Genomic DNA, 25,949 nt, shown 5'->3' with positions numbered 1-25,949 from the left:
CCCCACCGACCCCGGCCGCGCAGGATCATCCGCGCGACGGATCCGCCGGAACGCGCCGAGTCGTAGTCTTCTGCACGTCCCGTCCCGTCCATCCCGTCCCCCTGGAGGATTCGATGTCAAACGACGCCGCGCAGGCCCCGATCGATGCAAATGAGGGGCCCCACCCCTGGCGCCGCTTCGTCGCCATCGGCGATTCCTTCACGGAGGGAATCGGCGACCCCGAGCCCGGCTCTCCCGGCGGCCACCGCGGCTGGGCCGACCGCGTCGCCGAGGTGCTCTCACGCCAGGTCGAGGACTTCGCGTACGCGAACCTCGCGGTGCGCGGGCGTCTGATCACACAGATCGTCGACGAGCAGCTCGAGCCCGCGATGGCGCTGAAGCCCGATCTGGTGACCCTCTGCGCGGGCGGGAACGACGTCATCCGGCCGGGCGGCGACCCGGATGCGGTCGCGGCGCAGTTCGAAGCGGCGGTCGCGCGGCTCAGCAGCGAGGGGGCGACCGTGGTCGTCTTCACCGGGATCGACACGCGCTTCACGCCGGTGTTCCGCCCGCTGCGCGGCCGCATCGCGATCTACAACGAGAACATCCGCGCGATCGCCGACGCCTACGACTGCGTCGTGGCCGACCAGTGGGCGCTGAAGACCATCCAGGACCCGCGGTTCTTCGACGACGACCGGCTGCACATGAACTCGCTCGGCCACCATGAGGTGGCGCGGATGGTGCTGCGCGCGCTCAACGTGCCCAACGACCTGCAGCCGATGCAGCCCGACCCGCTCCCGCCGACGACCTGGCGCGAGGCGCGGCGCGGCGACCTCATCTGGGCCCGCACGCACCTTGTGCCGTGGGTGCTGCGGCGCGTGCGCCACCAGTCATCCGGCGACAACGTCACTGCCAAGCGGCCCGAGGCGGCGCCGTTCGCCACCCTCGAGCCCGAGGACTGACCCGCGGCGCGTCAGCCGCGCTGGCCGCGGCCGACCGCCCAGAGGGCGACGGCGCTCGCGGATGCGACATTGAGCGAGTCCACGCCGCCCGCCATCGGGATCGTCACGACCGAGTCCGACGCCGCCAGCGCGCGGCGGGAAAGCCCGTCGCCCTCCGCGCCCATCAGCAGCGCCACGCGTTCCGGCGGAGCCGCGGCGAACTCGTCGAGCGAGACCGCCTCGTCCGAGAGCGCGAGCGCGGCGATGTGGAACCCGGCGGCGTGAAGCTGCTCCCGCGCCTCCGGCCATTCCGGAAGACGCGTCCAGGGCACCTGGAACACCGTCCCCATGCTCACGCGCACGCTGCGCCGGTAGAGCGGATCCGCGCACCGGGGCGTCACGAGCACCGCATCCGCCCCGAGGCCCGCGGCCGCACGGAAGGCGGCGCCGACGTTCGTGTGGTCGACGATGTCCTCGAGGATCACCGCGAGGCGCGCTCCGGCGAGCACGTCAGCGACCGCCGGCGGCTCGGGACGGTGCATCGCCGCGAGCACGCCCCGGTGCACCGCGTATCCCGTGACGCCCTCGGCCACCTCGGCGGGGACGAGGTAGACGGGCGCCTCGTCGAGGCCCGCAAGCACGCCCTCGAGCTCGGGCAGCCAGCGCTCCTGCGTCAGCACCGAGCGCGGCCGATGCCCCGCGGCCAGGGCGCGGGCGAGCACCTTCGCGGACTCCGCCATGTACAGGCCTCCCTCGGGCTCGAGCACACGGCGGAGCGCGACGTCGGTGAGGTCGCGGTAGTCGGCGAGGCGCGGGTCGGACGGGTCGTCCACGGGGAGGATCTTCACCCATCCAGCATTCCCTAGACTCGGCTTCGTGCCCGTCCCCGAACTCGACGCCCCCGCGACCGCGGCCGTCGGCCGCGCCGTCGACGCCCTCGCCGGTCGCCGGGTCGCGGTGCTCACCGGCGCCGGGGTGTCGACCGACTCCGGCATCCCCGACTACCGCGGCAAGGGCGCCCCGAAGCGCACACCCATGACCGCGCAGACGTTCCTCAGCGACGAGGCCGCCCGCCGCCGGTACTGGGTCGGATCCCACCTCGGATGGCGCGCCTTCACCGCGGCCGCACCGAACGGCGGGCACGAGGCCCTCGCCTCGCTCGAGCGCGACGGCATCGCCACCGGCATCATCACGCAGAATGTCGACGGCCTGCACCTTCGTGCCGGCAGTCACCGCGTCGTCGAGCTGCACGGCACGATGCGCCGGGTGTTCTGCACGCACTGCGGCCAGGTCTTCGACCGTCGCGACATCGGCGAGCGGCTCGAGCAGGCGAATCCCTGGATCACGGTGCCCGAGAACGTCGCGCTCGGCCCCGACGGCGACGTGCTTCCCGAGTCGGCCGAGGACTTCGTGGTGCCGGAGTGCACCGTCTGCGGCGGCATGCTGAAGCCCGACGTCGTCTTCTTCGGCGAGTACATCCCGGCCGAGAAGTTCCGCGAGGCCGAGCAGCTGCTGCTCAGCAGCGACGCCCTGCTGATCGCCGGCTCGTCGCTCGCGGTGAATTCGGGCATCCGGTTCGTCGAGCGCGCCCGCCGCCGGAAGCTGCCGGTCGTGATCGTGAACCGCGGCGAGACGCGCGCCGACAACCGCGCGACGGTGCGGATCGAGGCGGGCACCACCGAGGTCCTCCGGGAGCTCGCCCGCGCGCTGCCCGCCGCGCGCTGATCCGCCCGCCGGTGCCGCGCCCATCCGCCGAGCGGAGCCCGCTTCTCCGGAGGCGCCATAAACTCGAGGGGTGACCCTCCTTGCTCTCGTGCGCCATGGCCAGACCGACTGGAACTTCGACCGGCGCATCCAGGGCCGCACCGACATCCCCCTGAACGACACGGGCCGCGCACAGGCGCTGCTCGCCGCAGAGGCGCTGCGGGACGGCGGGTGGACGCGGATCGCCTCGAGCACGCTTCAGCGGGCAAGCGAGACCGCGCAGATCATCGCCGATTCGCTCGGCCTCGACGCTCCGAAGACCTACGCGGGGCTCGTCGAGCGCGACTACGGCATCGGCGAGGGAACTCTCGTCTCCGACTTCCACGCCCGGTACGACACCGGCGTGGCCCCGGGCGGCGAGACGCTCGAGGAGCTCGCCGAGCGCGTTCTCGCGGCCCTCGGCGAGGTCGCCGCCGACTCCGCCGGAGAGCCGACCATCGTCGTGGCGCACGGCGGCGTCATCCGGTCGCTTCTCGGCATCGCCACGGACGGCGCTCTGCCGCGGCCCGGCGAGCGGATCGACAACGCGTCGGTGACGGTGTTCCGCCTCACCTCCGACGGGCTCGCCCTCGAGTCGGCGTCGCTCGTGGCGCCGCAGGCGGACACCGAGGCGTAGGCAGAGCCCTCGCCGTGGTGCGCCTGCGCCGGTCCTCCCCCGATCAGCCGGGCTGGACGAGACGCGCCGCGGGGCGGGGATTCGTCTACCTCGACGAGCAGGGATCCCGCCTTCCGGACGACGCGGTGGAGCGGATCCGGTCGCTCGCGATCCCGCCCGCGTGGAAGGACGTGTGGATCTGCCCGTACCCGCACGGACACCTTCAGGCCGTGGGCACGGACGACGCGGGAAGGCGCCAGTACCTCTATCACCCCGATTGGCGCACCCGCCGCGACGCCGCGAAGTTCGATCGCGTCCTCGACTTCGGTCGTGCCCTCGGCACCGCGCGCGGCCGGGTGCTCGACGACCTCGCGCTCGACGGCATGCCGCCTGAGCGCGCCTGCGCGCTGGCGGTGCGGCTGCTCGATCTCGGCTGCTTCCGCATCGGGAACGACGTCTACGCCGACACCCACGGCAGCTTCGGCCTGACCACGCTGCGCCGCGACCACGTGACGCGCCATGGCCGCGCGCTCGTGTTCGAGTTCACCGGCAAGTCGGGGGTCGATCACCGCATCGAGATCGAAGACGAGCCCGTCACCGCGGCGGTCGAGACCCTCCGCCGGCGACGCGACGACGCCGAGACCCTGCTCGCCTGCCGCAACGGCTCGTGGCGCACGCTGACCCCCGCGATGGTGAACGAGTACGTGCGCGAGATCACGGGCATGGAGGCGACGGCCAAGGACTTCCGCACGTGGCACGCGACCGTCCTCGCCGCCGCCGAGATCGCCGCCGGGGCGGACGAGCTCGAGCGCTCCGGCCGCGGCGGCGTGACGCGGCGTCGCCGGGTCGTGAGCGATGCGATGCGCGAGGTCGCGGACTTCCTCGGCAACACGCCGACGCTCGCCCGCACGTCCTACGTGGATCCTCGCGTCGTCTCGGCCTACGAGGAGGGCCGGACGATCATCCGCGCCGTCCGCCGCACCTACGACTCCGCGGATGACCGCCAGCTCTCCCTCGAGCGGGCGACGCGCCGGCTGATCCGGGAGACCGACGAGGCCTGATCGGATCGCCCACGGCACTCTGCCGCGCATCAGGCCAGGCCGCGCAATCGATCCGATAACGACTGAGCAGGATGCCCAAGAGCTGGTCTCAGAGACTGCTAATGTCTCGCACTATGGCTTCCCTGGATCACGTCGACCTCGAGTTGCTGGCCGCGCTGAGCGAGGACCCGCGCGCAACGGTCGTGGCGCTCGCGGAGCGCCTCCGCCTGTCCCGCAACACCGTCCAGGCGCGCATGGCCCGGCTCGACAAGGCCGGCGTCTTCCGGTCGTTCGAGCGCTCCATCTCCACGGCCGCCCTCGGGTTCCCGCTCGAGGCGTTCCTCGCGATCGGCGTGCGCCAGGTCGACCTGCCCCGCATCACCGGCGAGCTCGCCTCGGTCCCGGAGGTCGTGCAGGTGCACGGGCTCTCCGGTCAGACGGATCTGCTCGCCCTCGTCGCGTGCCGCGACGCGCGTCATCTCTTCGACGTCGACGCGCGCATCCTGGGCATCGAGGGCGTCGAGCGCACCGAGACGTCGCTCGTGATGAGCGAGGCGGTGCCCTACCGCGTGAACGGCCTCATGCAGCTCGCCCGCCGCGAGCCGTAGCCTGCCCGGGCACGCCTTGCCGGCGCCGCGACGTCGCGCGGCAGAATGACCGTGTGAGCCAGCTGCCGCCCGTCCCGCCGCCTCCGGTCGCGGGCCCCTTCGATCCGCCGCCGCGCCCCTACCGCCCGGGTCTGCGGGGCTGGGGAGTCGGGCTGATCTGGACCGGCAGCGTGCTGCTGGTGATCGCCATCGCGGCGGGGACCTTCTCGCTCTTCTTCTTCCTCCGCACGGTGCCCTTCGGGGTGCTCGACCTGTCGGGCAGGCCGGGCCCCGAGGTCATCGCGTCCGGATCGCTTCCCGGCGAGGCGACGCTCGACGTGGCGGAACCTTCGCGCTACACGATCTGGCAGATGTCCTCGTCGTCCGATCCGGACTTCCTGAGCTTCGAGGACGTGACGGTCACGGGCCCCGCGCCCGTCCGCGTCGATCCGGCGTTCGTGGCGGAGACCTCGAGCTCGGGGTCCACGGTGGCATCCGCGGTCGCGTCGTTCCGGGCCGACGAGGCGGGCTCGTACCTGATCACGGTGGCATCCGGTGCGGATGCGCCCGCAGACGCCCTCTTCCTCGTCACCGAGGGCGGTGGTTTCGGCGAGTTCTTCCTCGGTCTGAACGCGACGATCCTGCTGGGCTTCGCGGCAATCGGCGGCGGCCTTCTCAGCACCACGCTGCTCACGATCGGCATCGTGCTGCGCGCGCTCGCCGGGAAGAAGCCTGCGCGCGGCTGACCCGCTGTCTCAGGCGAGGAAGGACCGGATCGCCGCGGCCGCCTCGGCCGGCTTCTCGTAGTGGATGAGGTGGCCGACGTCGGCGATCTCGACAAGGCGCGCGTCGGCGAAGCGCGTCGCGAGCACCCGCTCCGCCTCGATCGGAGTGATGTCGTCGCGGTCGGCGGCGATCAGCAGCGTCGGTGCGGCGATCCGCTCGGCGTACTGGCTGACGTCGTGCGACACGCTCGTGACGAACGCGTCGTGCAGCACGTCGCGGTCGGCGAAGTTCGAGAAGTAGCGGTCGTGCTGATCGTGGATGAAGGCCCGCAGCTGCGGGTCGCGGGTCTTCGCCATCGCGATCGACATGACCCGCACGATCAGCTTGCTGCGCAGCAGCCACGTGCCGATCGCGCGCGGCAGCCGCGCCCCCGCCCAGTAGTAGAAGATCGCGAGCCGCGTCAGGATGCCACGGGGGCCCTCGAGCGCGGGAGCGCCGATCGGGTTGACGAGGACGAGCCGGGGCGTCCGGAGGCCGCGCGCGACGGCGGCGGCCGAGACGATCGAGCCGAAGGAATGGCCGAGGATGATCGACTCGGGAGCGACCGCGGCGTGGAACGCGTCGAGCCAGTCGGCGTACGCCTCGATGTCGTGGCGCCGGCCGGGAAGGGGCGCCGTCTCGCCGAACCCCGGAAGATCCGGCATGATCAGCCGCACCTCGGGAAGGAACGCCACAACGGGTTCGAGCCCGTGGTGCTCCCCGCGGAACCCGTGCACCGCCAGGACCGTGATCGCGGCGTCGTCGGGCCCGTACGTCCAGTAGGCGGTGCGACCGCCCAGCACATCCACCTCGTGCCTTGCCACGGGGATCTCGGCGAGCTGGGCGGCGTAGGGCGAGGCGACGGGCACCCGTCGAGTCTACGGAGGGTCCGCTGGGCGTTCGTGAGCGCTCCGCGGTGTGGCTTCCCGGTGATGTCGGCGGCGCGCTCTACGGTGTGGATCATGACGAGGTCGTGGCCGGATCCGCCCCCGCTGTTCGAGCTTGACGAGCTCGACCACCCGGGCGAGGCGATCACCTGGGTCCCGCGCGTCGAGACGACCGTCGAGGTCGACACGCGCGTCGAGGTGGCGGTCGCCCCCGAGCCCGAGCCGGTGATCGAGGTCCACGTCGAGACCGTGGTGGAGGCGACCGTCGAGGTCGCACCGTCCGTCCGGGTCGAGGCCGAGGCATCCGTCGAGGCGCTCGTGGAGGTGGCTCCCGACCGCTGGACGAGCAGGATCGGCGTGTTCGATCTGGAGACGACCGGCGTGGACGTGGCCGAGGACCGCATCGTGACTGCCTACGTGGGCCTGCTCGATGCGTCGGGCGAGGTCGTGCACGAGGAGCACTGGCTCGCCGACCCCGGAATCGAGATCCCGGAGGGCGCGACCGCTGTCCACGGCATCACGACCGAGCACGCACGGGCGCACGGCAGGCCCGCCGGAGAGGTCGTCGCGGAGGTGACTGCGGCGCTGCGCACGCTGCTCGCGGGCGGCATCCCCGTCGTCGCCTACAACGCCGCCTACGACTTCTCGCTGCTGAAGTACGAGGGAGAGCGCCACGGGCTCGAGTGCCTCGACTCCCCCGCGCCGGTGATCGATCCGCTGGTGATCGACAAGACGCTCGACCGCTACCGCAAGGGAAAGCGCACGCTTGACGTCGTCGCCGCGCACTATGCCGTGCCGCTGGAGTCGGCCCACGAGGCATCCGCCGACGCGATCGCCGCGGGGCGCGTCGCCCTCGCGCTGGCGAACCGGTTCGCCGATCGCCTGCCCGAGGATCCGCTCGAGCTCCACACCCGCCAGATCGGCTGGGCGCGCGAGCAGGCCGAGAGCCTCACGGAGTACTTCATCTCGATCGGCCGGCTCGAGCCGACCGAAGCGCTCGACGGATCCTGGCCCGTGCGCTGACCCCGGCGTAACCTCGCCCCATGGCGCACGACGACGGGATGGACCGCCTGAGGCGGAAGTACCCGCTGCAGGGCGCAGGATCCGCGATGGACGCGGTCTGGCGTCCCTCGGCTCACAACGCCGACATCGAGGCGCAGTCGCTCAAGATCATCCCGGTCCCCGCGCCGAGCCCCGACACGGGCCCGGGCGTGCTCGATTTCGACAACGGGACCATCGAGATCCACGTCGACGAGTGATCCGTCACCCCGGAAAACGCGAAAGGCCCCGCCGAAGCGGGGCCTTCTGAAGAACGAGGGCTTACTTGGAGCCGAAGTTCTTGAAGCGCTGGTTGAACTTCTCGACGCGACCGGCCGAGTCCATGATGCGCTGCTTACCCGTGTAGAACGGGTGCGACGCCGACGAGATCTCGACATCGATGACCGGGTACTCGACGCCGTCGAGCTCGATGGTCTTGTCGCTGGTCACGGTCGAACGGGTGAGGAAGGTCTCGCCCGAACCGAGGTCGCGGAACACGACCGCCTTGTACTCGGGGTGGATGTCAGTCTTCATGGGGGTCCTTGCCAAGAGATTTTGAAAAGTCTTCCGGTGCTTGGGCACCAGCGAACGAGTCTACCAGACTCAACCCGCCGTTGAGACCGCTGTCAGTGGGCGCGTGCGGCGTAGCGGCCGCCGTCCTCGCTCAGCTTGATCTGCACGCCGAACGTCTCCGAGAGGTTCTCCTCGGTGAGCGTCTCGGGGATCGGGCCGGCGGCGACGATCTTCCCGTCGCGCAGCAGCAGCACGTGGGTGAACCCGGCGGGGATCTCCTCGACGTGGTGCGTCACCATAACGAGGGCCGGCGTGACCGGCGACTTCGCATACTCGCTGAGCAGACCGACGAGAACCTCGCGCGAGCCGAGGTCGAGGCTCGCGGTGGGCTCGTCGAGCAGCAGCAGCTCGGGGTCGGTCATGATCGCGCGGGCGACCTGGACGCGCTTCTGCTCGCCCTCGCTCAGGGTGCCGAAGGTGCGGTCGGCGAGGTGGTCGAGACGCCACTCCTGTAGCACACGCAGTGCGCGGCGCTCGTCGATGTTCTCGTACTGCTCGTTCCAGCGGCCGAGCACCGAGTAGGCGGCGGTCAGCACCGCGTTCAGCACGGTCTCGTCCGCCGGGATGCGCTTTGCCAGCGCGGAGGACGCGAAGCCGATGCGGGGGCGCAGCTCGAACACGTCCGTCCGGCCGAGGCGCTCGTCCAGGATGTCGACAGTGCCGGCGGTCGGGTGGATGAGCGTGTCGGCGAGCTGCAGGATCGTCGTCTTGCCGGCGCCGTTCGGGCCGAGCACAACCCAGCGCTCGTCGTCGTTCACCGCCCAGGTGAGTCCATCCACGATGTTCCGACCTTCTCGGCGGACCACGACGTCTTCGAAGGAGAGCACAGTGGGCATGCGTTCAGCCTACCTATCCGGATGGGGCCCCCAGCGCGGACGCGCGGGCTCGGTCGGGCACGGGCGCGGTGTGCCGGGCGCTACGCTCGTCACTCGTGACCGCGCGCTTTCTCGTCGTCCTCGACGCCGACTCCACTCTGATCCGCAACGAGGTCATCGAGCTGATCGCGGATGAGGCCGGGCGGGGCGCGGAGGTCGCCGCCGCCACCGAGGCGGCGATGCGCGGCGAGGTCGACTTCGCCCAGAGCCTGCGGTCGCGGGTGCGGGAGCTCACCGGGGTGCCGGTCGCCTCGTTCGTGCGGGTGCGGGCCCGGATCGAGCCGACGCCGGGCGTGACAGCCCTGATCGACGCCGTGCACGCGCGCGGCGGACTCGTGGGCGTCGTCTCCGGCGGGTTCCACGAGATCCTCGACGAGCTCGCCCCGCATCTCGGCGTCGACCTCTGGCGCGCGAACCGCCTGCTCGCCGCGGATGGCGTGCTGACGGGCGAGGTCGACGGCCCGATCGTGGATGCCGCCGCCAAGCGCGAGTGGCTGACCCGCTGGGCACACGAGCACGGTGTGCCGATGTCGCGCACGATCGCGATCGGCGACGGGGCGAACGACCTGCTCATGCTGGAGGCCGCCGGCCTCGGCCTCGCCTTCAACGCCAAGCCCGCCGTCCGTCGCGCGGCTCCCCTGGTGATCGGTCCGGTCAACCTGTCCCAGGTCATCCCGCTGCTGCCGTTCTGAGGCGAGCATGAAGTCCGCGCTACCGCTCGGCCTTGACTAGGTTTCCGAAGGCACATCGCGAGGCTCGTCACGATGGTGTCCACATGCCCGTGTCGCCATATGTCCGCGCAATGCGCGAGAGGATCGAATGGATCGACCAGGTGCTTCGCGACGTGTGAGCCGAGGAGTCCGCGCGCTCGCTGAGGCCGCGTAGTGAAGCCCGCTCAGGCCTCGTAGTGCAGGAGGTCACCCGGCTGGCAGTCGAGGACGCGGCAGATGGCGTCCAGGGTGGTGAACCGCACGGCGCGCGCCCGCCCGTTCTTGAGCACCGCGACGTTCGCCGGGGTGATGCCGATGGCGTCGGCGAAGTCGCCGACGCTCATCCCGCGCTCCCGCAGCATCCGATCGATCGAGATGCGGATCGCCATCACACGACCTCGTCGAGTTCGGTGCGCAGCCGGATCGCGTGGCCGAGGAGTGACCGCAGCACGAGAGTGATGCAGGCGAGCGCGGTGAGGGCGAGGCACGCGGTCACCAGGATGAGCGCAAGCCAGGGGCTTCCCGCCTGCCCCACGCCGATGACGACGAATGCGACGACCACCAGCGCAGCGGCGCAGATCAACGTCGAGACGATCACGTCGACCCACAGGAGGAACGGTCGCGCGAGGACGGTGCCGGCGTGGATCCGTTGGACGAGCAGAGCGACCATGGCGAGCGTGACGAGAGCGAGCAGGACGATCGCGATCGCGAGAGCGAGCAGGGGCGTCCGCAGAGATGCGTACTCGGGAAGCGCCGCGGCGACGCTCGCCGACATAGCCGGCAGGAGGGCGATCACCCCGATGCCGCCGAGGAGCAGCGCCGCCAGGAGCGCCTGGGTGAGGACGACAAGCGCGAGCGGCGGCTTCGGGAGATCGTGGTCCATGCATCGATCTTCGATAGATCACCTATCGAAAGTCAATAGATGCTGGGCGCACTGTCGTCCACACAGGAGGTGAGCCCCTCGATTCTCCACATAGGCCAGAGATTCGAACGGATGTCCGAGGCTCGTGGGACGCTTGATGCATGCCGAAGTTCGCGGATTCCGATGGTCTCACCTGGGGTTTCACCTCGGGCGAGAAGGCCCGGACGCGCGCGGGCGTCGAGCGGCTGAAGGAGATCCGGGCCGAGCGAGCGCGGCTGGATGCGCAGGAGGCGGCAGAGCTGGCAGCCCTGAACAGCATCGCGGTCGGGCAGCTCGAGCGGATGCCCTCGCACAGCGACTACGCGTTCCCGATCCGGTCAATGGCTACCGAGCTCGCATTGGCGCTTCGGGAGTCGCCCCGGGCGATGCAGGGGCGAATGGAGCGCGCCGCCGAGCTGGTCGAGAAGTTCCCGGCCACGCACGCCGCCCTGGCGGCGGGGCGGATCACCGACCGTCACGCCCGCGAGATCACCGCCGCCGGGATCGGGATCCCCGGCCCCGAAGCGCGGGCCGCGTACGAGACGGAAGTCGTCGCGCTGGCGGAGAAGACCACGCCGCACCGCACAAAGGAGACCGCCGCGCTGGCGGCCGAGCGGCACCACCCCGACGCGCTCGCGGTCCGTCACGAGAAGGCCCGCGCGGAGCGACGGGTGTTCCTGGATGACCTCCCCGACGGGCAGTCGATGCTCGCCATCATCGGCAACGCCGTCGTGATTCACGGGGCCTACGACCGCCTCACCGCCGGTGCCCGCGCCGTCAAACGCGACCGGCGCCGGGTGACCCGGGAACTCGACGGCATCGAGCCAGCGCCGCAGTCCCCGGACGCGGCGAAGTACCACGACGATCGTCACCTCGGCCAGCTGCGCGCCGACCTCGCCCTCGACCTCCTCCTGACCGGCATCCCCACCGGGCACGACATCGAGCAGGACATCCGCGCCACGGTGGAGGTCACCATCCCCGTCACCACCCTCATCGGCCTCGACGACGGCCCCGCCCTCCTTGCCGGCTACGGCCCCATCGACCCCGACACGGCCCGCCGTCTCGCCGGCACGACCGCCGGCTGGGAGCGGATCTTCCTCGATCCCGACACCGGGGCGCTGCTCACCGTCGACCACTACACCCCCACGGCAGCCCAACGCCGGTACCTCCTCGCACGGGACAAGACCTGCCGCGTCCCCGGGTGCGAGACCAAGGCCAAACACTGCGACCTCGACCACACGATCCCCTACTCGGCGGGCGGAGTCACGGACGTCGACAACCTGAACTGCGTCTGCGAGCAGCACCACATGCTCAAGCACCACGCCCCCTGGCGATGGCAGAACCTCGGGCACGGTCGCACCCGCATCACCAGTCCCTGCGGCTACGACTACACCGAAGGCCCACCCCTCATCTACACCGGCGGGCCACGCGCCCCCTTCTGACGCGCCTGCCACCATGGACGCATGGGCACGGGTGAACTCTGGGACCTGACGGACCATCGCGGACGCACGGTGGAACGCACCCACCGGCGCGGGATCGGCGAGATCCCGCCCGGGTTCTTCCACATCGTGTCCGCGACCTGCGTCTACCGGCCTGATGGTGCGGTGTTGATCACTCGCCGCGCCGCCGGGAAGGACTATCCCCTGACGTGGGAGTTCCCTGCCGGAAGCGCCCTCGCCGGCGAGACGAGCGTCGAGGCGGCCACCCGTGAGCTCCGCGAGGAGACCGGCCTGTCCCCCGATCCGGCTCGCTTCCGGTTCGTCGGCCGATTCACCGAGCCCTCGGCGCTCGTCGACGTCTATACGGCGCCGTTTCCGGATGGGTCAGTGCTGGCGCTTGATCCCGAAGAGGTGGCGGAGGCCGAGTGGGTCACCACGGACGACGTCGAGCGCCTCCGGCGCCTCGACGCGTTCGCAGCGCCGTGGCTCCCACGTCTCGAGGCGCTCTGGCAGCCGATGAAGGACGCCATCGCCGAGGGTCTGCGCTGATGCTGCTGAATGTCGTGGAGGCCGGCAGCGGGCCTCGCTGCGCGGTCCTGCTTCACGGGATGCTCGGCTCCGCCGAGAGCTGGCAGCGGGTCGTGCCCCAGCTCCTCCATGCCGGATACCGGGTGCTCGCCGTCGACCTGCCGGGGCACGGGCTGTCGCCGCGCGACCCGACGATGACGCTCGAGGGCGCCGCCGACGCTGTCGTCGACACGGTGCGGGCGTTCGTCGACCATCCGCCCGCCGTCGCGATCGGACACTCGTACGGCGCACTCCTGCTCGCGGCGGCCGCGGAGAGGATGCGGCCCCGTCTCGCGGTGTATGTGGACGCGCCCCTCGCGTTCCCCGGTGGCGCGGATCGCGACGCCACCCTGGCGCGATACAAGCGCGACAAGCGGGTCCGGACCCCGCAGCGGCTGCGTGAGACCCGCTCCCACTACAGCGAGGCGGACGCCGTCGTCGAGGGACGCGCAGCCGAGCGATTCGATCCGGCGACGTCCGCCTCGATCTCTGCCGGCCCGGGCGGCTCGTGGGCGCCTTCCCCGGGATCTATCGTCCTGCGCGCCGAGCCGAGCGAGTTCGTCACCGACGCGGACGCCCGGGTGCTGCGGGACCACGGCGTGGACGTCCGCAGCATCCCCGGCGCCGCCCACACCGTCTGGTACAGCCACTTCGACGCCTTCGTCGCGGCTCTGCCCGAGATCTTCTCGCCGGATGTCGGTGGCCCGTCATAGCCTGCGGGCATGGCAGACATCATCCTGATCCCGGGCCTCTGGCTCGACGCCTCCTCGTGGGACGACGTGGTCCCGACGCTCGAAGCCGCGGGACACCGCGTGCACCCGCTCACCCTCCCGGGCGTCGGCGCGCCCGCGACCGAGTCGCAGGACATCGGCATCGACGACTGGGTCGACGCGGTCGTGCAGCGCGTCGACGCGGCCGCAGGCCCCGTCGTCGTGGTCGGCCACTCGGGCGGCGGCAACGTCGCATGGGGCGTCGCCGATCGCCGCCCCGAGAAGATCGCGCGCGTCATCCTGGTGGACACGATGCCGCCGCCCAGCGGCTCGGGCATCTCCGAGTTCCCGGTCGTCGACGGCGTGGTGCCGTTCCCCGGCTGGGACTTCTTCGGCGACGACGCCGCCGATCTCGATGACGAGACGCGCAGGCGCACCGCGCCGACGACGAAGTCCGTCCCTGCGCGCGTGCCCACCGATGAGCTTCAGCTGAACGACGACCGCCGCTTCGCGGTGCCGGTGACGGTTCTGGCGGGCGGGCAGGACGAGGCCGAGCTGCGCGGGATGCTCGCGGAGTGGCCGGCCTGGGGCGAGAACTTCGACCGGATCCAGGACGTCGAGGTCGTCAAGCTCGGCACGGCCCACTGGCCCCAGTTCTCGAAGCCGGAACTGCTGGCGGCCGAGATCCTGAAGGCCGCCGACCGGGTCTAGTGCCCCATCCCGAGGCCACCGTCGACCGGGATCACGGCGCCGGAGATGTAGCCGGCGTCATCGGAGGCGAGCCAGGTGACGGCCGCGGCGACCTCGGCGGCGCTGCCGTAGCGGCCCGCGGGGATCGACTTGCGGTACTCGGCCTGCGTCGCCTCGGGAAGCTCGGCGGTCATGTCCGTCTCGATGAAGCCCGGGGCGACGACGTTCGTGGTGATGCCGCGCGCTCCCAGCTCCCGGGTGAGCGAGCGAGCGAAGCCGACCAGTGCGCTCTTCGACGAGGCGTAGTTGACCTGGCCCGCCGAACCCAGCAGACCGACGACGCTCGAGATCAGGATGACGCGACCGAACCGCGCCTTCAGCATCCCCTTCGACGCGCGCTTGACCACGCGGAACGATCCGCCGAGATTCGTGGCGACGACGCTGTCGAAGTCGTCCTCGCTCATCCGCATGAGCAGCGTGTCCTTGGTGATGCCGGCGTTCGCGACGACGATCTCGACCGGGCCGAGCTGCTGCTCGACCTCGGCGAACGCGGCGTCCACCGCGGCGCCGTCGGTCACGTCCGCACGCACCGTGAGCGTGCCCTCGGGTCCTTCGCCGCTGCGGGCGGTCACCGCGACGCGGTACCCCTCCTCCACGAAGCGCTCGGCGATGGCCCGACCGATGCCGCGGTTGCCGCCGGTGACGAGGACGACGCGTCCCTCTGCACTGCTCACGATGCTGCTCTCCTGTCCTGGCGATCCACTGGCTCGCCGATCCTGGCAAGCCTACTGACGCACCTCACGCCGACCCCGGTGCGGGCGCGCACAAGCATCCCGACGCACGGCTGTACCGGAGGGACAGCGGCGTAGGCTTGATGGACCGTGAGATCCCCCCGCCGAGAGCCCTCCTCCGCCGCGCAGTCGGCGACCTCGCTGCCGGTCGCCCCGGCCGACGACGCGGGCGTCCGCGTGCGCAACTACCTGCTCACGATGGGGATCCGGATCACCTGCCTGCTGCTCATGGCACTCATCACGCCCTACGGCTGGTACACGTTCGTCTTCGCCGTCGGCGCGATCTTCCTCCCCTACATCGCCGTGGTCGGCGCGAACGCCGCGAGCGGCCGCAACGTTCCCGTCGCCGAACGTCCCGTGGCGGCGGCGCTCGACGCTGCTCCGGTCGAGGAGAAGACGGAAGCGGCCCCCGCGGAGCCGACGGTGATCCGCATCGCCGAGACCCCCGCGCGTCCCGCCGCCGAGACCCCCGCGCGTCCCGCCGCCGAGACCCCCGCGCGCCCCACCGCCGACCCCGCCGCGCGGCCCACCTTCGCGCCCGACGACGAGGACCGCACATGATCGGCGACCTGCTCAACGGCGGAGGCCTCGCGGAGCCGACCTGCTCGCGTGCCGGCTGCGGCGACACGGCGACCTGGTCGATCGCGTGGCGCAACCCCAAGATCCACACGGCCGATCGCCGCAAGATCTGGCTCGCGTGCGACGCGCACGTCGACTACCTGCGCGAGTTCCTCGCGGCACGCGACTTCCCGCTCGAGGTCACTGCCGGCGTGCCCAAGGAGGCTGACGCATGAGCGCCCCCTTCTCGCAGAACCGCGCCACGCGCTGGAGCGTCTACGCACTCATCGCCGTCCTGTTCGCCATCGCGTGCGGATTCCTGTCGCACTGGCAGTTCACGCGCAACGAGGACCGCGCCGCGATGCTCGAGCTCGTCGAGGCGAACTACGACGCCGCTCCCCTGCCGGTCGAAGAGGTGCTCGACCGCGGGTTCGCCCCACAGGACGAGTGGCACCCCGTCCGTCTCGCCGGGCGCTATCTGGCCGAGGAGCAGCTGCTCGTCCGCAACCGCGCGCAGGGCGGCACAAGCGCGTTCGAGGTGCTTGTGCCCTTCCAGCTCGCCGACGGCCGGATCGTCGTGATCGACCGCGGCTGGGTTCCGCCGGGCGAGGACGCCGTCCCGGATGCGGTGTCCGCCCCGCCCACGGGCGAGGTCACCGTGATCGCGCGGATCCGTCCCGGCGAGCCCCTGCCGTCATCCGGTCGCTCCGCACCCGAGGGTCAGCTGCCGACCATCCACCTGCCGTCGGTGGCGGACCTCACGGGTCCCGAGACCGAGACCGCGTTCTACGGCCAGCTCGTCAGCGAGAACCCGGCGCCGGCGGAGGCCCGCCCCGCCGCGGTCGCCGCACCCACCGAGGACCCCGGACCGCACCTGTCGTACGCGATCCAGTGGATCCTGTTCGCCATCATGGGCTTCGTCTTCATCGCCTACATGATCCGCACGGAGGTCAGGGCGCGCCACGAGGACGCCGAGGGTGACGACGACGATGAGCTCCCGACTGCGGCGCCCGCGCGCGCGAAGCCGCGCCGCCGCGACCGCGACGCTGACGAAGAGGATGCGCTCCTCGACGCCTGATCGCGCGCCTACGCGAGCGTGATCAGGTCGAGGTACGACTTGTTCCAGATGTCCTCGACGCCGTCGGGCAGCAGCAGCACCCGCTCGGGGTTCAGCGCCTCGACGGCGCCCTCGTCGTGCGAGACGAGGACGACCGCACCCTCGTAGTGCGCAAGGGCGCCGAGGATCTCCTCGCGCGATGCCGGATCGAGGTTGTTCGTCGGCTCGTCGAGCAGCAGGACGTTCGCGCTCGAGACCACGAGGGTGGCGAGCGACAGGCGGGTCTTCTCGCCGCCCGACAGCACGCCGGCCGGTTTGTGGACGTCGTCGCCCGTGAACAGGAACGAGCCGAGCACCTTGCGCGCCTCGGTCTCGTTCAGGTTCGGCGCGGCAGAGACCATGTTCTCGAGCACCGAGCGCTTCACATCGAGGTTCTCGTGCTCCTGCGCGTAGTAGCCGATCTTCAGGCCGTGGCCCGGCTCGATCTGCCCGGTGTCGCTCTTGTCGGCGCCCGCGAGGATCCGCAGCAGCGTGGTCTTGCCCGCGCCGTTGAGGCCGAGCACAACGACCTTCGAGCCGCGATCGATCGCGAGGTCGACGCCCGCGAAGATCTCGAGCGCGCCGTACGACTTCGACAGCGACTTCGCCATCAGCGGCGTCTTACCGCAGGGCGCCGGCTTCGGGAAGCGCAGCGCCGCGACGCGGTCGACCTGGCGCACCTCCTCGAGCCCCTCGAGCAGCTTCTCGGCGCGCGCGACCATCTGGTGCGCGGCGGCCGCCTTCGACGCCTTCGCACCGAAGCGGGCGGCGCGATCCTGCAGCGCCGACGCCTTCTTCTCGGCGTTGGCGCGCTCCTTCTTGCGGCGCTCCTCGTCGGCCACGCGCTGTCGCAGGTAGTGCTTCCAGCCCATGTTGTAGATGTCGATGACCTGGCGGTTGCCGTCCAGGTAGAACACCCGGTTCACGGTCTCCTCGACGAGGTCGACGTCGTGGCTGATCACGATCAGCCCGCCCTTGTACGACTTCAGGAAGTCGCGCAGCCACACGACGCTGTCGGCGTCGAGGTGGTTCGTCGGCTCGTCCAGGATCATCGACTCCGCGTCGGAGAACAGGATGCGCGCGAGCTCGATGCGGCGACGCTGGCCGCCCGAGAGCGTCTTCAGCGGCTGGTCGAGGATGCGGTCGGGAAGCGAGAGGTTGTTCGCGATCGTCGCCGCCTCGGCCTCGGCCGTGTACCCGCCGAGCGCCTCGAACCGCTCCATGTAGTGCGCGTAGCGCTTCATCGCCTTGGCGGCGACCTTCTCGTCCGTGGAGGCCATCTCGAGCGACGCCTCGTGCATCCCGAGCTGCAGCGAGCCGAGCCCGCGGGCGTCGAGGATGCGGGTGCGCGCGAGCTGCTCCGGATCGCCGCTGCGGGGGTCCTGCGGCAGGTAGCCGAGCTCTCCGGTGCGCTCGACGCGGCCGTTCGCCGGGATGAGGTCGCCCGCGAGCACCTTGGTGAGCGTGGTCTTGCCGGCGCCGTTGCGGCCGACGAGGCCGACCTTGTCGCCGGGGCTGACGCGGAACGAGACGTCGGACATGAGCATGCGCGCGCCGACGCGGATCTCGAGGTCGTGCACGGCGAGCACAGCGGACATCCATTCCCCGCGCGTCGCGCGGCCTGCTCAGGGGGTGTCGGCCCGAGAACCTGTCGAAGGCGGGCCAGCGTCCCAGTATAGGGACCCGCGTCCGAGCGTCTCCCGAGCGCCGGCCCGCTCTCAGGCGAAGTAGAGGTGGTGGTGGAGGCAGTTCGGGTTGAACCCGGCGCGACAGCGGGCGCACTCCCCGGCGGCGAGGTACTCGTCGATCGACGACGTCTCGCCGCAGACGCCGCACAGCAGCGCCTGCGCCTCGCGGACGCGGGCCGGCCACGGGCGTGCCGGATGGTCCGCGTGCTCCTCGTGGCACGAGTGACACGGGTACCACCGGCCGCAGCAGGGGAACAGGATCGCCAGCACGTCGAGCGGGCCCGCCCAGTGCGCGCAGCGCGTCTGCGCGTCGACCACCGCACCGTGGACGCGGTGAACGCCGACCCGAATGCCCGCACTCACGCGATCTCCCGTGCTCACGCGATCCCCCGTGCCGTGAGCGCGTCGGCGACATCGTCCGCGTGCCGCAGCGACATCACAAGCAGCGTCACGATGCCGCGCGGGCCGATCCGCACCCCGCGGGCTCGCTGGGCCTCGCGGATGCGCGCGGCGAAGTCGGCGACGACCGGCACCAGCGCGATCGTCAGCGTGAGCGTGAAGCCCACGCGCCACGGATCGACTCCCAGGCGCCGCAGCGGCGACAGCACCCGCTGCAGGGCCCCGAGCAGCTCCGAGGTGCGCGTGGTGAGGGTCAGCAGCCCCGCGAGCATCACCACGGAGACGACCCGCGTGGTGTTGACCACAGCATCCGCGGGGGTCAGGAACACGAACTGGGTGACCGCGACGAACACGGCGATCCAGCGCGCAGCCCACAGCTGCCGGAGCCACGTCACCGGTCCGAAGCCGCCGAGCAGGAAGGCACCGAAGACCGTGATCACCGCGACGCCGGCCATCAGCGGCGTGCGGGCGACGAGGGAGATCGCCACCGCGAGCACCGCCATGCCGGCGAGCTTCGCGCCCGCCGGCGCGCGGTGCAGGGGGCTCGTACCCGGCCGGTAGAGGGAGATCACCGTCGTGCGTCCTCGTGCTCCGCGCGATACCGCGCGATCACCTCGGCGGGCGCCCCCACCTCGACGAGGCGCCCCTCCGAGAAGCGCAGGGCGACGTCGCAACGTGCCGCGAGATCCAGGTCGTGGGTGACGATCACGGTCTGTGCCGCGATCGCCTCATCCGCGGCCGCGGGGGCGAGGAGTTCGCCGATCCGCCGCGCGTTGCCGAGGTCGAGAAGCGTCGTCGGCTCGTCCGCGACGAGCACCGCCGGCCGGCGGATGAGCACGGCGATCAGGGCGACCAGCTGCTTCTGCCCGCCGGAGAGGCTGTACACGGGCTGGTCGCCTCGGTCGGCGAGCCCATAGCGCTCGAGCTCAGCCATGACGCGCGCCGCGACCGCGTCGCGCGGCAGGCCGGTGCCTCGCAGGGACAGCGCGATGTCCTCGGCGACCGTGGGCATGAGGATCTGGGCATCCGGGTTGGTGAAGACGAAGCCCACGAGGTCCCGGATGCGTCGCGCCTCGCGGGAGGCATCGATGCCGTGCACGCTCACCCGGCCGGACGTCGGCGCGACGAGGCCGTTGAGGAGCCGCGCGAAGGTGGACTTGCCGGATCCGTTCGCCCCGATCACGGCGATCCGGCCCTGATCCAGCCGCACCGAGACGTCACGCAGCACCGCCCGCCCCCCGAGCTCCACCGAGACCCGGTCGAGCTCGATCACCGGCGCACCGGGCTCCGACGTGCGCGTCATCGGGCGGCGGGCACGGATTCCCCGGCGCGCGGCGCGGCCGGTGCGAGGGCGAACGCCGGCGGGTACGCCCGCCACAGCGCGAGCGCCAGCACGGTCGCGACGACGGCCTTCGCCAGGTCGCCGGGGAGGAAGACAAGGCTCGACACCGCCGCGTCCGCCAGCGGGATGCCGACGACCAGGGCGACGCCCGGCACGCCGAACGCGTAGACGACCCCGATCCCGCCGACGATCGCGCCGAGCGCGACGCGCCACCACACGGGGTCGGCCCCGCGGGTCCGTCCGGAGCGAGCGAGGAGGCCGGTGAGGATCACACCGGGAATCCAGCCGATCATGTAGCCGACCGTGGGCCCGAAGAACACATCCAGCCCGCCGCGGCCACCGGACAGCACGGGGAGGCCGACGGCGGCGAGCAGCAGGACCACGAGCACGGCCGCCGCACCACGCACCGGGCCGAGCACGATCCCCGCGAGCATCACCCCGAGCGTCTGGAGGGTGATCGGCACGCCGACGGGCAGCGGGACCTGGCCGGCGACGCCGAGCACGACGATGATCGCGGCGAAGATCGCGATGCGCGCGAGATCGCGCGACTCGAAACGGGCGGACGACGCCATGGTTCCTCCTGAGGGACTCGAACAGCGACCTGAACACTGTTCACCTGAACACCGTTCACTATACTGAGCCGCATGGAATCCCGTGACCCGCGCCCCGTCATGGAGCGCAACACACGGGACGGCATCATCGACACGGCCCTGCGCCTGCTCGAGGAGACGGGCCTCCCCGACCTCTCGATGCGGCGCCTCGCGAGCTCCCTCGGCGTGCAGCCGAGCGCCCTCTACTGGCACTTCGAGAACAAGCAGTCGCTGCTCGCCGCGGTGGCCGACCGGATCGTCGGGGCGGCGGAGCCCGCGCCGGCCACGGGCGACCGCGACGTGGATGTGACGGCGGCGGCCCTCGGCCTGCGCGACGCGCTGCTGAGCCACCGCGACGGCGCGGAGGTCGTGCTGAGCACGCAGGCGCTCGGCCTCGGCTCCGACACCACCCACCGGCGCCTCGCCGACGCGCTCGGGGACGGCGGCGCCGCCGCGTCCGGGGCGACCGTGCTGCTGCAGTTCATCCTGGGACACGCATCCCTCGTGCAGCAGCGCATCCAGGCAGCGCGATTCGGCGCCTATCCCCAGGACGAGGCGGATGTCGTCGCGCAGACCTCCGCCGACTTCGCGGCCGGCGTGCGGATGATCCTCGCCGGCCTCGACGCCACGCGCTGACGCGGCTCAGCCGGTGCGCTCGGCGATTCCCCGGCGCCAGTAGCCCATGAACGCCACCCGGCGGCGGTCGACGCCGTGCGTCGAGACGAGCAGCCGGCGCAGCTGCTTGATGGTCGCCGCCTCGCCCGCGATCCAGGCGTAGAACTCGCCCTCGATCGGGTCGGGGCTGTCCCACAGCATCTCGCGGTCGACGTCGACGTCGGCGAGTTCCTGCGGTCGCGGGGCCGCGGCCACGGCCACGGACAGCACATCGCGGTGAGCCTGCGCCCAGTCGGCGACGGCCTCGATCAGCGCCTCGCCGTGCTCCCGCTCGGTGCCGCCCTCGCGCTCGCGCACGATCCAGCGGATGTTCACGCCCGCGTTCGGCGCCTCGAACACCCCGGCGTCGGCAACACTCGGAACCTCGACGAAGACGTCGGCCGTCCGCCCCTCGGGCAGGCAGTCGAGGATGCCCCCGATCGCGGGCACGGCGGTCTCGTCGCCGATGAGCAGCAGCCGCGAGGCGTTCGCGGGCCGGAAGTCGATGCCGCCCCGCGAATGCGGGCTGCGCTCGTCCGGGCCCACGATGACGATCTCCTCGCCGCCGCGCACGTTCTCGGCCCAGGTGCCGGCGGGGCCCGCGTCGTGGTGCACAACGAAGTCGACGGTGAGCAGACAGGCAACCGGATCGATCCGGCGGACCGTGTAGGTGCGGAACGGGTTGCGGCGCTCCTCGGGCAGCGCGCGCCAGGTGTCATACCAGTCGCCGGCGAGCCGGCGCTCCTCGTCGTCCTGACCCACGTCACAGAGCGATCCGTCCGCGAACGGGAAGATCAGCTTGATCCGCTGATCGAGGCCCGCCGTGCCGAAGTGCTCGAACTCGTCGCTCGCGAACGTGATCCGCGCGAAGTGCGGGCTCAGCCGTTCGACGCGCCGCACGACAGCACGGTACGGGCGGTACGCGGGGCGGATGACAGGCGGCGCGATGGTGGTCACGGCGACGAGTCTACGGGATGAAGTTAGGACAGCCTCACCTGTGTTGAGTCAGTTCGTGGGCGTGACCGAGACGCAGGCCCGGCACGAGCGCGAGGATCGCGAGCGCGCCGGCGATCGCGAACACGACCGGGAAACCGGCCCCGGTGCCCGCAAGCGACGTGAATGCAAGGCCCATCACGGCGATGGTCGCCGACGCACCGACCGAGTCGCTGATCTGCAGCGCGGCGGAGTTGAAGCCCTCGTTCGCGCGATCCGAGTACGCGAGCGTCAGCACGGTCAGGCGCGGGTACATCAACCCCATGCCGAAGCCGGCGAACGACCACAGGGCGATCGGCACGACCGGCGGCAGCGCGAGCAGCGCCGTCACGCCGCAGGCGACCGCCGCGACGAGGAGCAGGACGACGCCGGTCGCGGCGGTCCTCGTGTTGCCGATCCGGTCGCCGTAGCGGCCTGACACCTGGGCGCTGATCGCCCAGGCGATGGCCGCGGTCGTCAGTCCGAGCCCGGCCCAGGTCGGCGTGAAGTCGTAGTGGTCGATCAGCAGGTAGGGAACGTAGATCTCGGCGCCGAACAGCGCACCGGCGATCAGCCCGCGCATCAGCACCACGCTGGGAAGCCCTCGCCCGCTGCGCAGCGTGCGCCTGGGAAGCGGCGGCAGGATCGTCACGCCGATCACAACGAGCGTCACACCGGCGATTCCCCACCCGAGCGCGGGATCGAGCGACTCCGCCAGCTCGCCGGTGATGCCGAGGGCAAGCGCCGCGACGGCCACGAAGACGGCGAACATCAGCCGGCGGGCGACCCCGCCCTGCGGGGTGGCGCCGCCCGCCGCGGGACCGCGCAGGTGAAGCAGCCGCGGCAGGATCATCGCGAACGCGACGATCGTGAGAGCTCCGAGACCCGCGAACACCCAGCGCCAGCCGAGGTGCTCGGTGACGATGCCGGCGACGGACGGGCCGACGAGCGACGGCACCACCCACGCCGCCGAGAACGCGGCCATCACACGCCCGTGCAGCGCGGACGGGTAGACGCGGGCGACGACGACGTAGAGGGCGACGACCTGGGCACCCGACCCCAGCCCGGTGATCAGCCGCCCGAGGACCAGGATCTCCATCGTCGGCGCCAGGGCGTCGATCGCGAGGCCCGCGACGAAGAGCGCCACCGCGGTGAACAGCGGCAGCACGGGACCCGACCGGTCGGACCAGGCGCCCGCGGCGACCATGCCGATCACGCCGGTGGCGAGCGTGCCGGAGAACGCCAGCGCGAACAGCGCGTCGCCGTCGAGGGCCTCGCTCACGACCGGCATGACCGTGGTGAGGGCGAGCGACGTCAGCGCCGCCAGGAAGATCAGCGAGACGGAGCCCGCGGTCACCCAGGCGACGCGAGGGTCCCACAGCGAGCGTGCACCCTCCGCATCCACATGGGCGACGGGGATCGGACGGGTGAGGCCGTGCGGTTCCGGGTTGAGGGGGCCGGTCATCGCGCGAGCGCACCGATGCGCGTGACGGCCTCCGTGAGGATCTCCGGCCCGGTGCCGAAGTTGATCCGGACGTGGCCGCGTCCCTCGTCGCCGAACAGCGGACCGAGGTGGAGCGCGACGCCCGCCTCCTTCCGGATCCGGGCGGCGGGGTTGTCGCCCCACCCGAGGGCGGACAGGTCCACCCATGCGAGGTAGCCGCCCTGGCCGGGCAGATAGCGGGCCCCGGGAACGTGCTCGGCGAGGAGGTCGCGCAGCAGGAAGCGGTTGAGGTCGAGCCGCGCGATCAGGGCGTCGAGCCACTCGTCGCTCTCCTCGAACGCGGCGACGTTGGCGAACACGCCGAACAGGGACGTGCGCCACTCGACCTCGGCCGGCAGGTCGCTGACGATCCGGGAGGGTGCGTCCGCGGCCGTGATGATGAACGCGCATTTCAGGCCGGCGAGGTTGAACGCCTTGCTCGCGCTCGTCAGCGCGAACCCGACCTCCGCGGCCTCCGGCGCCGCGTCGAGGAAGGGCGTGAAAGTCGCGCCGGGAAGGGTCAGCGGGGCGTGGATCTCGTCGCTGATGACCCACGCGCCGTGCCGATGGGCGATGCGTGCGAGCTCGGCAAGCGCCTCGCGCGAGTGGACCGTGCCCGTGGGGTTGTGGGGGTTGCACAGCAGCATCGCCTTCGCGCCGCGCGCGAACGCGGCGTCGATGCCGTCGAGATCGAGGCTCCAGCCGTTCTCGTCGGCGAGGAGCGGCACGCGCTCGACCTCGGTGCGCGACTCCTCGTTCACCATGAAGAACGGCGGATACACGGGCGGGGTGACGATGACCCGGTCGCCCGGCTCGGTCACCGCGCGCAGCAGTTCCGCGACGCCCATCATCACGTCGCACGTCGTGCGCACGCGCTCCTGGTCGATGGTCCAGCCGAACCGGCGCTCGGCGAAGCCCGCGAACGCGGCGGGCAGCCCCGTGCGGGGCGGGGTGTAGCCGGTGTCGCCGCGCTCGACCGCGGCGGCCAGCGCGCGCGTGATGGCGGGCGCCAGCGCGAAGTCGGTCTCCGCGACGAACAGGGGCAGGATGTCGGCGGGGTACGTGCGCCACTTCGAGCTGCTCCGCCTGCGGAGTTCCTCCAGGGGCAGCGTTTCCAGCGGGGTGATGCTCACCCGCTCGAGCCTACCGGCGAACGCCGAAGGGCCCGGGGTCTCCCCCGGGCCCCAAAGCGTGCGAGCCGCTTCAGATAGCGAACCCCAGCGCCCGCATCATGTCGCGGCCGTCGTCCGTGATCCGCTCCGGACCCCACGGCGGCATCCAGACCCAGTTGATCCGGAATCGCTCCACGACGTCGTCCAGCGCCTGCGCCGTCTGCTCCTCGAGCACGTCGGTCAGCGGGCAGCCGGCGCTGGTGAGGGTCATGTGGATGATGAGGGCGTCGTTCTCGTCGTCCCAGGCGAGGTCGTAGATGAGGCCGAGATCGACGACGTTGACACCGAGCTCGGGGTCCATGACGTCCTTGAGGGCCTCAGTGACCTCGTCATATTTCTCTGGCGTGAGGGTCGCGCTCATGGCGGCGATCCTACGCCTCGAGCGGGGCGTCGGCAGGCAGGTATGCCGTGTAGCCCTCGTTCTCGAGACGCTCGGCGAGCTCGGGGCCGCCCTCTTCGACGATCTGGCCCTTGACCATCACGTGCACGAAGTCGGGCTTGATGTAGCGCAGGATGCGCGTGTAGTGCGTGATGAGCAGAACGCCGAGGCCGGTGTTCTCCTTCGCGCGGTTCACGCCCTCCGACACGATCTTCAGCGCGTCGACGTCGAGGCCGGAGTCGGTCTCGTCGAGGATCGCGAGCTTCGGCTGCAGCAGCTCGAGCTGAAGGATCTCGTGGCGCTTCTTCTCGCCACCCGAGAAGCCCTCGTTGACGTTGCGCTGGGCGAACTTGTCGTCCATGCGGAGGTTCTTCATGCCCTCCTTGACCTGCTTGGTCCAGGTGCGCAGCGAGGGCGCCTCGCCGTCGATCGCCGTCTTCGCGGTGCGAAGGAAGTTCGTGACCGTGACGCCGGGGATCTCGACCGGGTACTGCATCGCGAGGAACAGGCCGGCGCGGGCGCGCTCGTCGACGGCCATCTCGAGCACGTCCTCACCGTCGAACGTGATGCTGCCGCTCGTCACCGTGTACTTCGGGTGGCCGGCGATGGTCGACGCGAGCGTCGACTTACCTGAGCCATTGGGGCCCATGATGGCGTGCGTCTCGCCGGAGCGGACCGTGAGGGTCACGCCGTTGAGGATCGGGATGATGCCTTCGTCGGTTTCGACCGTGACATGCAGGTCGCGGATCTCGAGAACGGACATT

The 25,949-nt window shown here is 71.4% G+C and carries 34 protein-coding genes; 17 read left to right on the top strand and 17 right to left on the bottom strand.

Going from position 1 to position 25,949, the window contains the following annotated elements; translation table 11 throughout:
- Positions 1 to 113: 113 nt before the first annotated feature.
- Entirely contained in the window at positions 114 to 941 is an 828-nt protein-coding gene (locus tag ABD161_RS04390; RefSeq protein WP_344000024.1) for an SGNH/GDSL hydrolase family protein, read from the top strand.
- An 11-nt stretch (positions 942 to 952) separates the two neighbouring features.
- Here the strand turns inward: ABD161_RS04390 and ABD161_RS04385 are convergent, their stop codons facing one another.
- Positions 953 to 1,768 (bottom strand): TrmH family RNA methyltransferase, encoded by an 816-nt coding sequence (locus tag ABD161_RS04385; protein WP_344000022.1) that lies wholly within the window; start codon positions 1,766 to 1,768, stop codon positions 953 to 955.
- A 28-nt stretch (positions 1,769 to 1,796) separates the two neighbouring features.
- On the opposite strand from ABD161_RS04385, the gene ABD161_RS04380 reads away from it, so the two are divergent.
- From ABD161_RS04380 to ABD161_RS04360, 5 genes are all read left to right on the top strand, one after another.
- Positions 1,797 to 2,645 carry a Sir2 family NAD-dependent protein deacetylase gene (locus ABD161_RS04380; protein WP_344000020.1) on the top strand — a complete coding sequence of 283 codons (849 nt, stop codon included), beginning with the start codon at positions 1,797 to 1,799 and terminating at the stop codon, positions 2,643 to 2,645.
- 70 nt (positions 2,646 to 2,715) lie between these two features.
- Complete coding sequence (locus ABD161_RS04375; RefSeq protein ID WP_344000018.1) at positions 2,716 to 3,300, top strand: histidine phosphatase family protein; 585 nt, start codon at positions 2,716 to 2,718, stop codon at positions 3,298 to 3,300.
- Positions 3,301 to 3,314: 14 nt separating this feature from the next.
- Positions 3,315 to 4,340 carry a DNA topoisomerase IB gene (locus ABD161_RS04370; RefSeq protein WP_344000016.1) on the top strand — a complete coding sequence of 342 codons (1,026 nt, stop codon included), beginning with the start codon at positions 3,315 to 3,317 and terminating at the stop codon, positions 4,338 to 4,340.
- Positions 4,341 to 4,453: 113 nt separating this feature from the next.
- A complete protein-coding gene (locus ABD161_RS04365) occupies positions 4,454 to 4,927 on the top strand; it encodes an Lrp/AsnC family transcriptional regulator (RefSeq protein WP_135113506.1) in 474 nt (157 codons plus the stop codon).
- Positions 4,928 to 4,980: 53 nt separating this feature from the next.
- Entirely contained in the window at positions 4,981 to 5,652 is a 672-nt protein-coding gene (locus tag ABD161_RS04360; RefSeq protein WP_344000014.1) for a hypothetical protein, read from the top strand.
- Positions 5,653 to 5,661: 9 nt separating this feature from the next.
- Here ABD161_RS04360 and ABD161_RS04355 read toward each other — a convergent pair whose 3' ends face one another.
- Positions 5,662 to 6,540: an alpha/beta fold hydrolase gene (locus ABD161_RS04355; RefSeq protein WP_344000012.1), complete on the bottom strand. Its 879-nt coding sequence runs from the start codon at positions 6,538 to 6,540 to the stop codon at positions 5,662 to 5,664.
- Between the two features lie 336 nt (positions 6,541 to 6,876).
- Between ABD161_RS04355 and ABD161_RS04350 the strand changes: the two genes are divergently transcribed.
- A complete protein-coding gene (locus tag ABD161_RS04350) occupies positions 6,877 to 7,581 on the top strand; it encodes a 3'-5' exonuclease (RefSeq protein ID WP_344000111.1) in 705 nt (234 codons plus the stop codon).
- A 20-nt stretch (positions 7,582 to 7,601) separates the two neighbouring features.
- A complete protein-coding gene (locus tag ABD161_RS04345) occupies positions 7,602 to 7,817 on the top strand; it encodes a hypothetical protein (protein WP_344000010.1) in 216 nt (71 codons plus the stop codon).
- Between the two features lie 61 nt (positions 7,818 to 7,878).
- Here the strand turns inward: ABD161_RS04345 and ABD161_RS04340 are convergent, their stop codons facing one another.
- Both ABD161_RS04340 and ABD161_RS04335 read right to left on the bottom strand, forming a co-directional pair.
- Positions 7,879 to 8,130 carry a type B 50S ribosomal protein L31 gene (locus tag ABD161_RS04340; protein ID WP_135113515.1) on the bottom strand — a complete coding sequence of 84 codons (252 nt, stop codon included), beginning with the start codon at positions 8,128 to 8,130 and terminating at the stop codon, positions 7,879 to 7,881.
- A 92-nt stretch (positions 8,131 to 8,222) separates the two neighbouring features.
- Entirely contained in the window at positions 8,223 to 9,005 is a 783-nt protein-coding gene (locus ABD161_RS04335; RefSeq protein ID WP_135113517.1) for an ABC transporter ATP-binding protein, read from the bottom strand.
- Between the two features lie 95 nt (positions 9,006 to 9,100).
- Here ABD161_RS04335 and serB point away from each other — a divergent pair, with 95 nt between their 5' ends.
- On the top strand, positions 9,101 to 9,736 hold the full coding sequence (gene serB, locus ABD161_RS04330) for a phosphoserine phosphatase SerB (RefSeq protein ID WP_233441095.1): 636 nt from the start codon (positions 9,101 to 9,103) through the stop codon (positions 9,734 to 9,736).
- Between the two features lie 203 nt (positions 9,737 to 9,939).
- On the opposite strand, the gene ABD161_RS04325 is transcribed toward serB, so the two are convergent.
- A complete protein-coding gene (locus ABD161_RS04325) occupies positions 9,940 to 10,143 on the bottom strand; it encodes a helix-turn-helix domain-containing protein (RefSeq protein ID WP_135113521.1) in 204 nt (67 codons plus the stop codon).
- Positions 10,143 to 10,637, bottom strand: coding sequence for a DUF2975 domain-containing protein (locus ABD161_RS04320; protein ID WP_344000007.1), 495 nt, complete (start codon positions 10,635 to 10,637; stop codon positions 10,143 to 10,145). Before ABD161_RS04320 ends, ABD161_RS04325 begins: the two co-directional genes overlap by 1 nt.
- A 140-nt stretch (positions 10,638 to 10,777) precedes the next feature.
- Between ABD161_RS04320 and ABD161_RS04315 the strand changes: the two genes are divergently transcribed.
- Genes ABD161_RS04315 through ABD161_RS04300 form a run of 4 tightly spaced genes read left to right on the top strand, consistent with a single transcriptional unit; the run spans position 10,778 to position 14,082 of the window.
- Positions 10,778 to 12,097 carry an HNH endonuclease signature motif containing protein gene (locus tag ABD161_RS04315; RefSeq protein ID WP_344000005.1) on the top strand — a complete coding sequence of 440 codons (1,320 nt, stop codon included), beginning with the start codon at positions 10,778 to 10,780 and terminating at the stop codon, positions 12,095 to 12,097.
- Positions 12,098 to 12,118: 21 nt separating this feature from the next.
- Positions 12,119 to 12,643: an NUDIX hydrolase gene (locus tag ABD161_RS04310; RefSeq protein ID WP_344000003.1), complete on the top strand. Its 525-nt coding sequence runs from the start codon at positions 12,119 to 12,121 to the stop codon at positions 12,641 to 12,643.
- Positions 12,643 to 13,374, top strand: coding sequence for an alpha/beta fold hydrolase (locus ABD161_RS04305; protein WP_344000002.1), 732 nt, complete (start codon positions 12,643 to 12,645; stop codon positions 13,372 to 13,374). The genes ABD161_RS04310 and ABD161_RS04305 overlap by 1 nt, the downstream gene beginning before the upstream one ends.
- A gap of 9 nt (positions 13,375 to 13,383) precedes the next feature.
- The gene (locus ABD161_RS04300; RefSeq protein WP_344000001.1) at positions 13,384 to 14,082 is read left to right on the top strand and encodes an alpha/beta fold hydrolase; all 699 of its coding nucleotides are present in this window, start codon (positions 13,384 to 13,386) and stop codon (positions 14,080 to 14,082) included.
- Here the strand turns inward: ABD161_RS04300 and fabG are convergent.
- Positions 14,079 to 14,795: a 3-oxoacyl-ACP reductase FabG gene (gene fabG / locus ABD161_RS04295; protein ID WP_343999999.1), complete on the bottom strand. Its 717-nt coding sequence runs from the start codon at positions 14,793 to 14,795 to the stop codon at positions 14,079 to 14,081. The two genes, ABD161_RS04300 and fabG, sit on opposite strands and share 4 nt — an antisense overlap.
- A 147-nt stretch (positions 14,796 to 14,942) precedes the next feature.
- On the opposite strand from fabG, the gene ABD161_RS04290 reads away from it, so the two are divergent.
- The 3 genes from ABD161_RS04290 to ABD161_RS04280 are packed head-to-tail and all read left to right on the top strand — an operon-like array spanning position 14,943 to position 16,488.
- Complete coding sequence (locus ABD161_RS04290; protein WP_343999997.1) at positions 14,943 to 15,413, top strand: DUF3099 domain-containing protein; 471 nt, start codon at positions 14,943 to 14,945, stop codon at positions 15,411 to 15,413.
- Entirely contained in the window at positions 15,410 to 15,646 is a 237-nt protein-coding gene (locus tag ABD161_RS04285) for a hypothetical protein (RefSeq protein ID WP_135113535.1), read from the top strand. Before ABD161_RS04290 ends, ABD161_RS04285 begins: the two co-directional genes overlap by 4 nt.
- A complete protein-coding gene (locus tag ABD161_RS04280; protein WP_343999995.1) occupies positions 15,643 to 16,488 on the top strand; it encodes an SURF1 family cytochrome oxidase biogenesis protein in 846 nt (281 codons plus the stop codon). Before ABD161_RS04285 ends, ABD161_RS04280 begins: the two co-directional genes overlap by 4 nt.
- An 8-nt stretch (positions 16,489 to 16,496) precedes the next feature.
- On the opposite strand, the gene ABD161_RS04275 is transcribed toward ABD161_RS04280, so the two are convergent.
- The 5 genes from ABD161_RS04275 to ABD161_RS04255 all read right to left on the bottom strand — a co-directional run bounded on the left by ABD161_RS04275 (position 16,497) and on the right by ABD161_RS04255 (position 20,507).
- Positions 16,497 to 18,095 carry an ABC-F family ATP-binding cassette domain-containing protein gene (locus ABD161_RS04275; RefSeq protein WP_135113648.1) on the bottom strand — a complete coding sequence of 533 codons (1,599 nt, stop codon included), beginning with the start codon at positions 18,093 to 18,095 and terminating at the stop codon, positions 16,497 to 16,499.
- Between the two features lie 129 nt (positions 18,096 to 18,224).
- Positions 18,225 to 18,557: a CHY zinc finger protein gene (locus ABD161_RS04270; protein WP_343999994.1), complete on the bottom strand. Its 333-nt coding sequence runs from the start codon at positions 18,555 to 18,557 to the stop codon at positions 18,225 to 18,227.
- A gap of 14 nt (positions 18,558 to 18,571) precedes the next feature.
- On the bottom strand, positions 18,572 to 19,165 hold the full coding sequence (locus tag ABD161_RS04265) for an energy-coupling factor transporter transmembrane component T family protein (RefSeq protein ID WP_343999992.1): 594 nt from the start codon (positions 19,163 to 19,165) through the stop codon (positions 18,572 to 18,574).
- Positions 19,162 to 19,896, bottom strand: a complete 735-nt coding sequence (locus ABD161_RS04260) for an energy-coupling factor ABC transporter ATP-binding protein (RefSeq protein ID WP_343999990.1) — start codon at positions 19,894 to 19,896, stop codon at positions 19,162 to 19,164. Before ABD161_RS04260 ends, ABD161_RS04265 begins: the two co-directional genes overlap by 4 nt.
- The gene (locus ABD161_RS04255) at positions 19,893 to 20,507 is read right to left on the bottom strand and encodes a biotin transporter BioY (RefSeq protein ID WP_343999988.1); all 615 of its coding nucleotides are present in this window, start codon (positions 20,505 to 20,507) and stop codon (positions 19,893 to 19,895) included. The genes ABD161_RS04260 and ABD161_RS04255 overlap by 4 nt, the downstream gene beginning before the upstream one ends.
- Before the next feature lie 72 nt (positions 20,508 to 20,579).
- On the opposite strand from ABD161_RS04255, the gene ABD161_RS04250 reads away from it, so the two are divergent.
- Positions 20,580 to 21,161, top strand: a complete 582-nt coding sequence (locus tag ABD161_RS04250; protein ID WP_343999986.1) for a TetR family transcriptional regulator — start codon at positions 20,580 to 20,582, stop codon at positions 21,159 to 21,161.
- Between the two features lie 6 nt (positions 21,162 to 21,167).
- Here the strand turns inward: ABD161_RS04250 and ABD161_RS04245 are convergent, their stop codons facing one another.
- The 5 genes from ABD161_RS04245 to sufC form a co-directional block, all read right to left on the bottom strand.
- Positions 21,168 to 22,136, bottom strand: a complete 969-nt coding sequence (locus tag ABD161_RS04245; RefSeq protein WP_343999984.1) for a siderophore-interacting protein — start codon at positions 22,134 to 22,136, stop codon at positions 21,168 to 21,170.
- 34 nt (positions 22,137 to 22,170) lie between these two features.
- Positions 22,171 to 23,616 (bottom strand): MFS transporter, encoded by a 1,446-nt coding sequence (locus ABD161_RS04240; RefSeq protein ID WP_343999982.1) that lies wholly within the window; start codon positions 23,614 to 23,616, stop codon positions 22,171 to 22,173.
- Positions 23,613 to 24,767: a MalY/PatB family protein gene (locus ABD161_RS04235; protein ID WP_343999981.1), complete on the bottom strand. Its 1,155-nt coding sequence runs from the start codon at positions 24,765 to 24,767 to the stop codon at positions 23,613 to 23,615. Before ABD161_RS04235 ends, ABD161_RS04240 begins: the two co-directional genes overlap by 4 nt.
- 70 nt (positions 24,768 to 24,837) lie before the next feature.
- Entirely contained in the window at positions 24,838 to 25,167 is a 330-nt protein-coding gene (locus ABD161_RS04230; protein WP_135113548.1) for a metal-sulfur cluster assembly factor, read from the bottom strand.
- A gap of 10 nt (positions 25,168 to 25,177) precedes the next feature.
- Positions 25,178 to 25,948: a Fe-S cluster assembly ATPase SufC gene (gene sufC / locus ABD161_RS04225; RefSeq protein WP_135113550.1), complete on the bottom strand. Its 771-nt coding sequence runs from the start codon at positions 25,946 to 25,948 to the stop codon at positions 25,178 to 25,180.
- Position 25,949 lies beyond the last annotated feature (1 nt).

Source organism: Microbacterium paludicola (assembly GCF_039529675.1).
GTDB classification, from domain to species: Bacteria; Actinomycetota; Actinomycetes; order Actinomycetales; family Microbacteriaceae; genus Microbacterium; species Microbacterium paludicola.
This window is presented reverse-complemented; position numbering and strand designations above follow the sequence as displayed.

Excerpts from the sequence above, each read along its gene's own strand:
- ABD161_RS04390 (WP_344000024.1), top strand. The coding sequence starts at position 114 with ATGTCAAACGACGCCGCGCAGGCCCCGATCGATGCAAATGAGGGGCCC.
- ABD161_RS04365 (WP_135113506.1), top strand. The coding sequence starts at position 4,454 with ATGGCTTCCCTGGATCACGTCGACCTCGAGTTGCTGGCCGCGCTGAGC.
- ABD161_RS04345 (WP_344000010.1), top strand. The coding sequence starts at position 7,602 with ATGGCGCACGACGACGGGATGGACCGCCTGAGGCGGAAGTACCCGCTG.
- ABD161_RS04340 (WP_135113515.1), bottom strand. The coding sequence starts at position 8,130 with ATGAAGACTGACATCCACCCCGAGTACAAGGCGGTCGTGTTCCGCGAC.
- ABD161_RS04335 (WP_135113517.1), bottom strand. The coding sequence starts at position 9,005 with ATGCCCACTGTGCTCTCCTTCGAAGACGTCGTGGTCCGCCGAGAAGGT.
- ABD161_RS04325 (WP_135113521.1), bottom strand. The coding sequence starts at position 10,143 with ATGGCGATCCGCATCTCGATCGATCGGATGCTGCGGGAGCGCGGGATG.
- ABD161_RS04320 (WP_344000007.1), bottom strand. The coding sequence starts at position 10,637 with ATGGACCACGATCTCCCGAAGCCGCCGCTCGCGCTTGTCGTCCTCACC.
- ABD161_RS04315 (WP_344000005.1), top strand. The coding sequence starts at position 10,778 with ATGCCGAAGTTCGCGGATTCCGATGGTCTCACCTGGGGTTTCACCTCG.
- ABD161_RS04310 (WP_344000003.1), top strand. The coding sequence starts at position 12,119 with ATGGGCACGGGTGAACTCTGGGACCTGACGGACCATCGCGGACGCACG.
- ABD161_RS04305 (WP_344000002.1), top strand. The coding sequence starts at position 12,643 with ATGCTGCTGAATGTCGTGGAGGCCGGCAGCGGGCCTCGCTGCGCGGTC.
- ABD161_RS04300 (WP_344000001.1), top strand. The coding sequence starts at position 13,384 with ATGGCAGACATCATCCTGATCCCGGGCCTCTGGCTCGACGCCTCCTCG.
- ABD161_RS04285 (WP_135113535.1), top strand. The coding sequence starts at position 15,410 with ATGATCGGCGACCTGCTCAACGGCGGAGGCCTCGCGGAGCCGACCTGC.
- ABD161_RS04280 (WP_343999995.1), top strand. The coding sequence starts at position 15,643 with ATGAGCGCCCCCTTCTCGCAGAACCGCGCCACGCGCTGGAGCGTCTAC.
- ABD161_RS04260 (WP_343999990.1), bottom strand. The coding sequence starts at position 19,896 with ATGACGCGCACGTCGGAGCCCGGTGCGCCGGTGATCGAGCTCGACCGG.
- ABD161_RS04255 (WP_343999988.1), bottom strand. The coding sequence starts at position 20,507 with ATGGCGTCGTCCGCCCGTTTCGAGTCGCGCGATCTCGCGCGCATCGCG.
- ABD161_RS04250 (WP_343999986.1), top strand. The coding sequence starts at position 20,580 with ATGGAATCCCGTGACCCGCGCCCCGTCATGGAGCGCAACACACGGGAC.
- ABD161_RS04240 (WP_343999982.1), bottom strand. The coding sequence starts at position 23,616 with ATGACCGGCCCCCTCAACCCGGAACCGCACGGCCTCACCCGTCCGATC.
- ABD161_RS04230 (WP_135113548.1), bottom strand. The coding sequence starts at position 25,167 with ATGAGCGCGACCCTCACGCCAGAGAAATATGACGAGGTCACTGAGGCC.
- sufC (WP_135113550.1), bottom strand. The coding sequence starts at position 25,948 with ATGTCCGTTCTCGAGATCCGCGACCTGCATGTCACGGTCGAAACCGAC.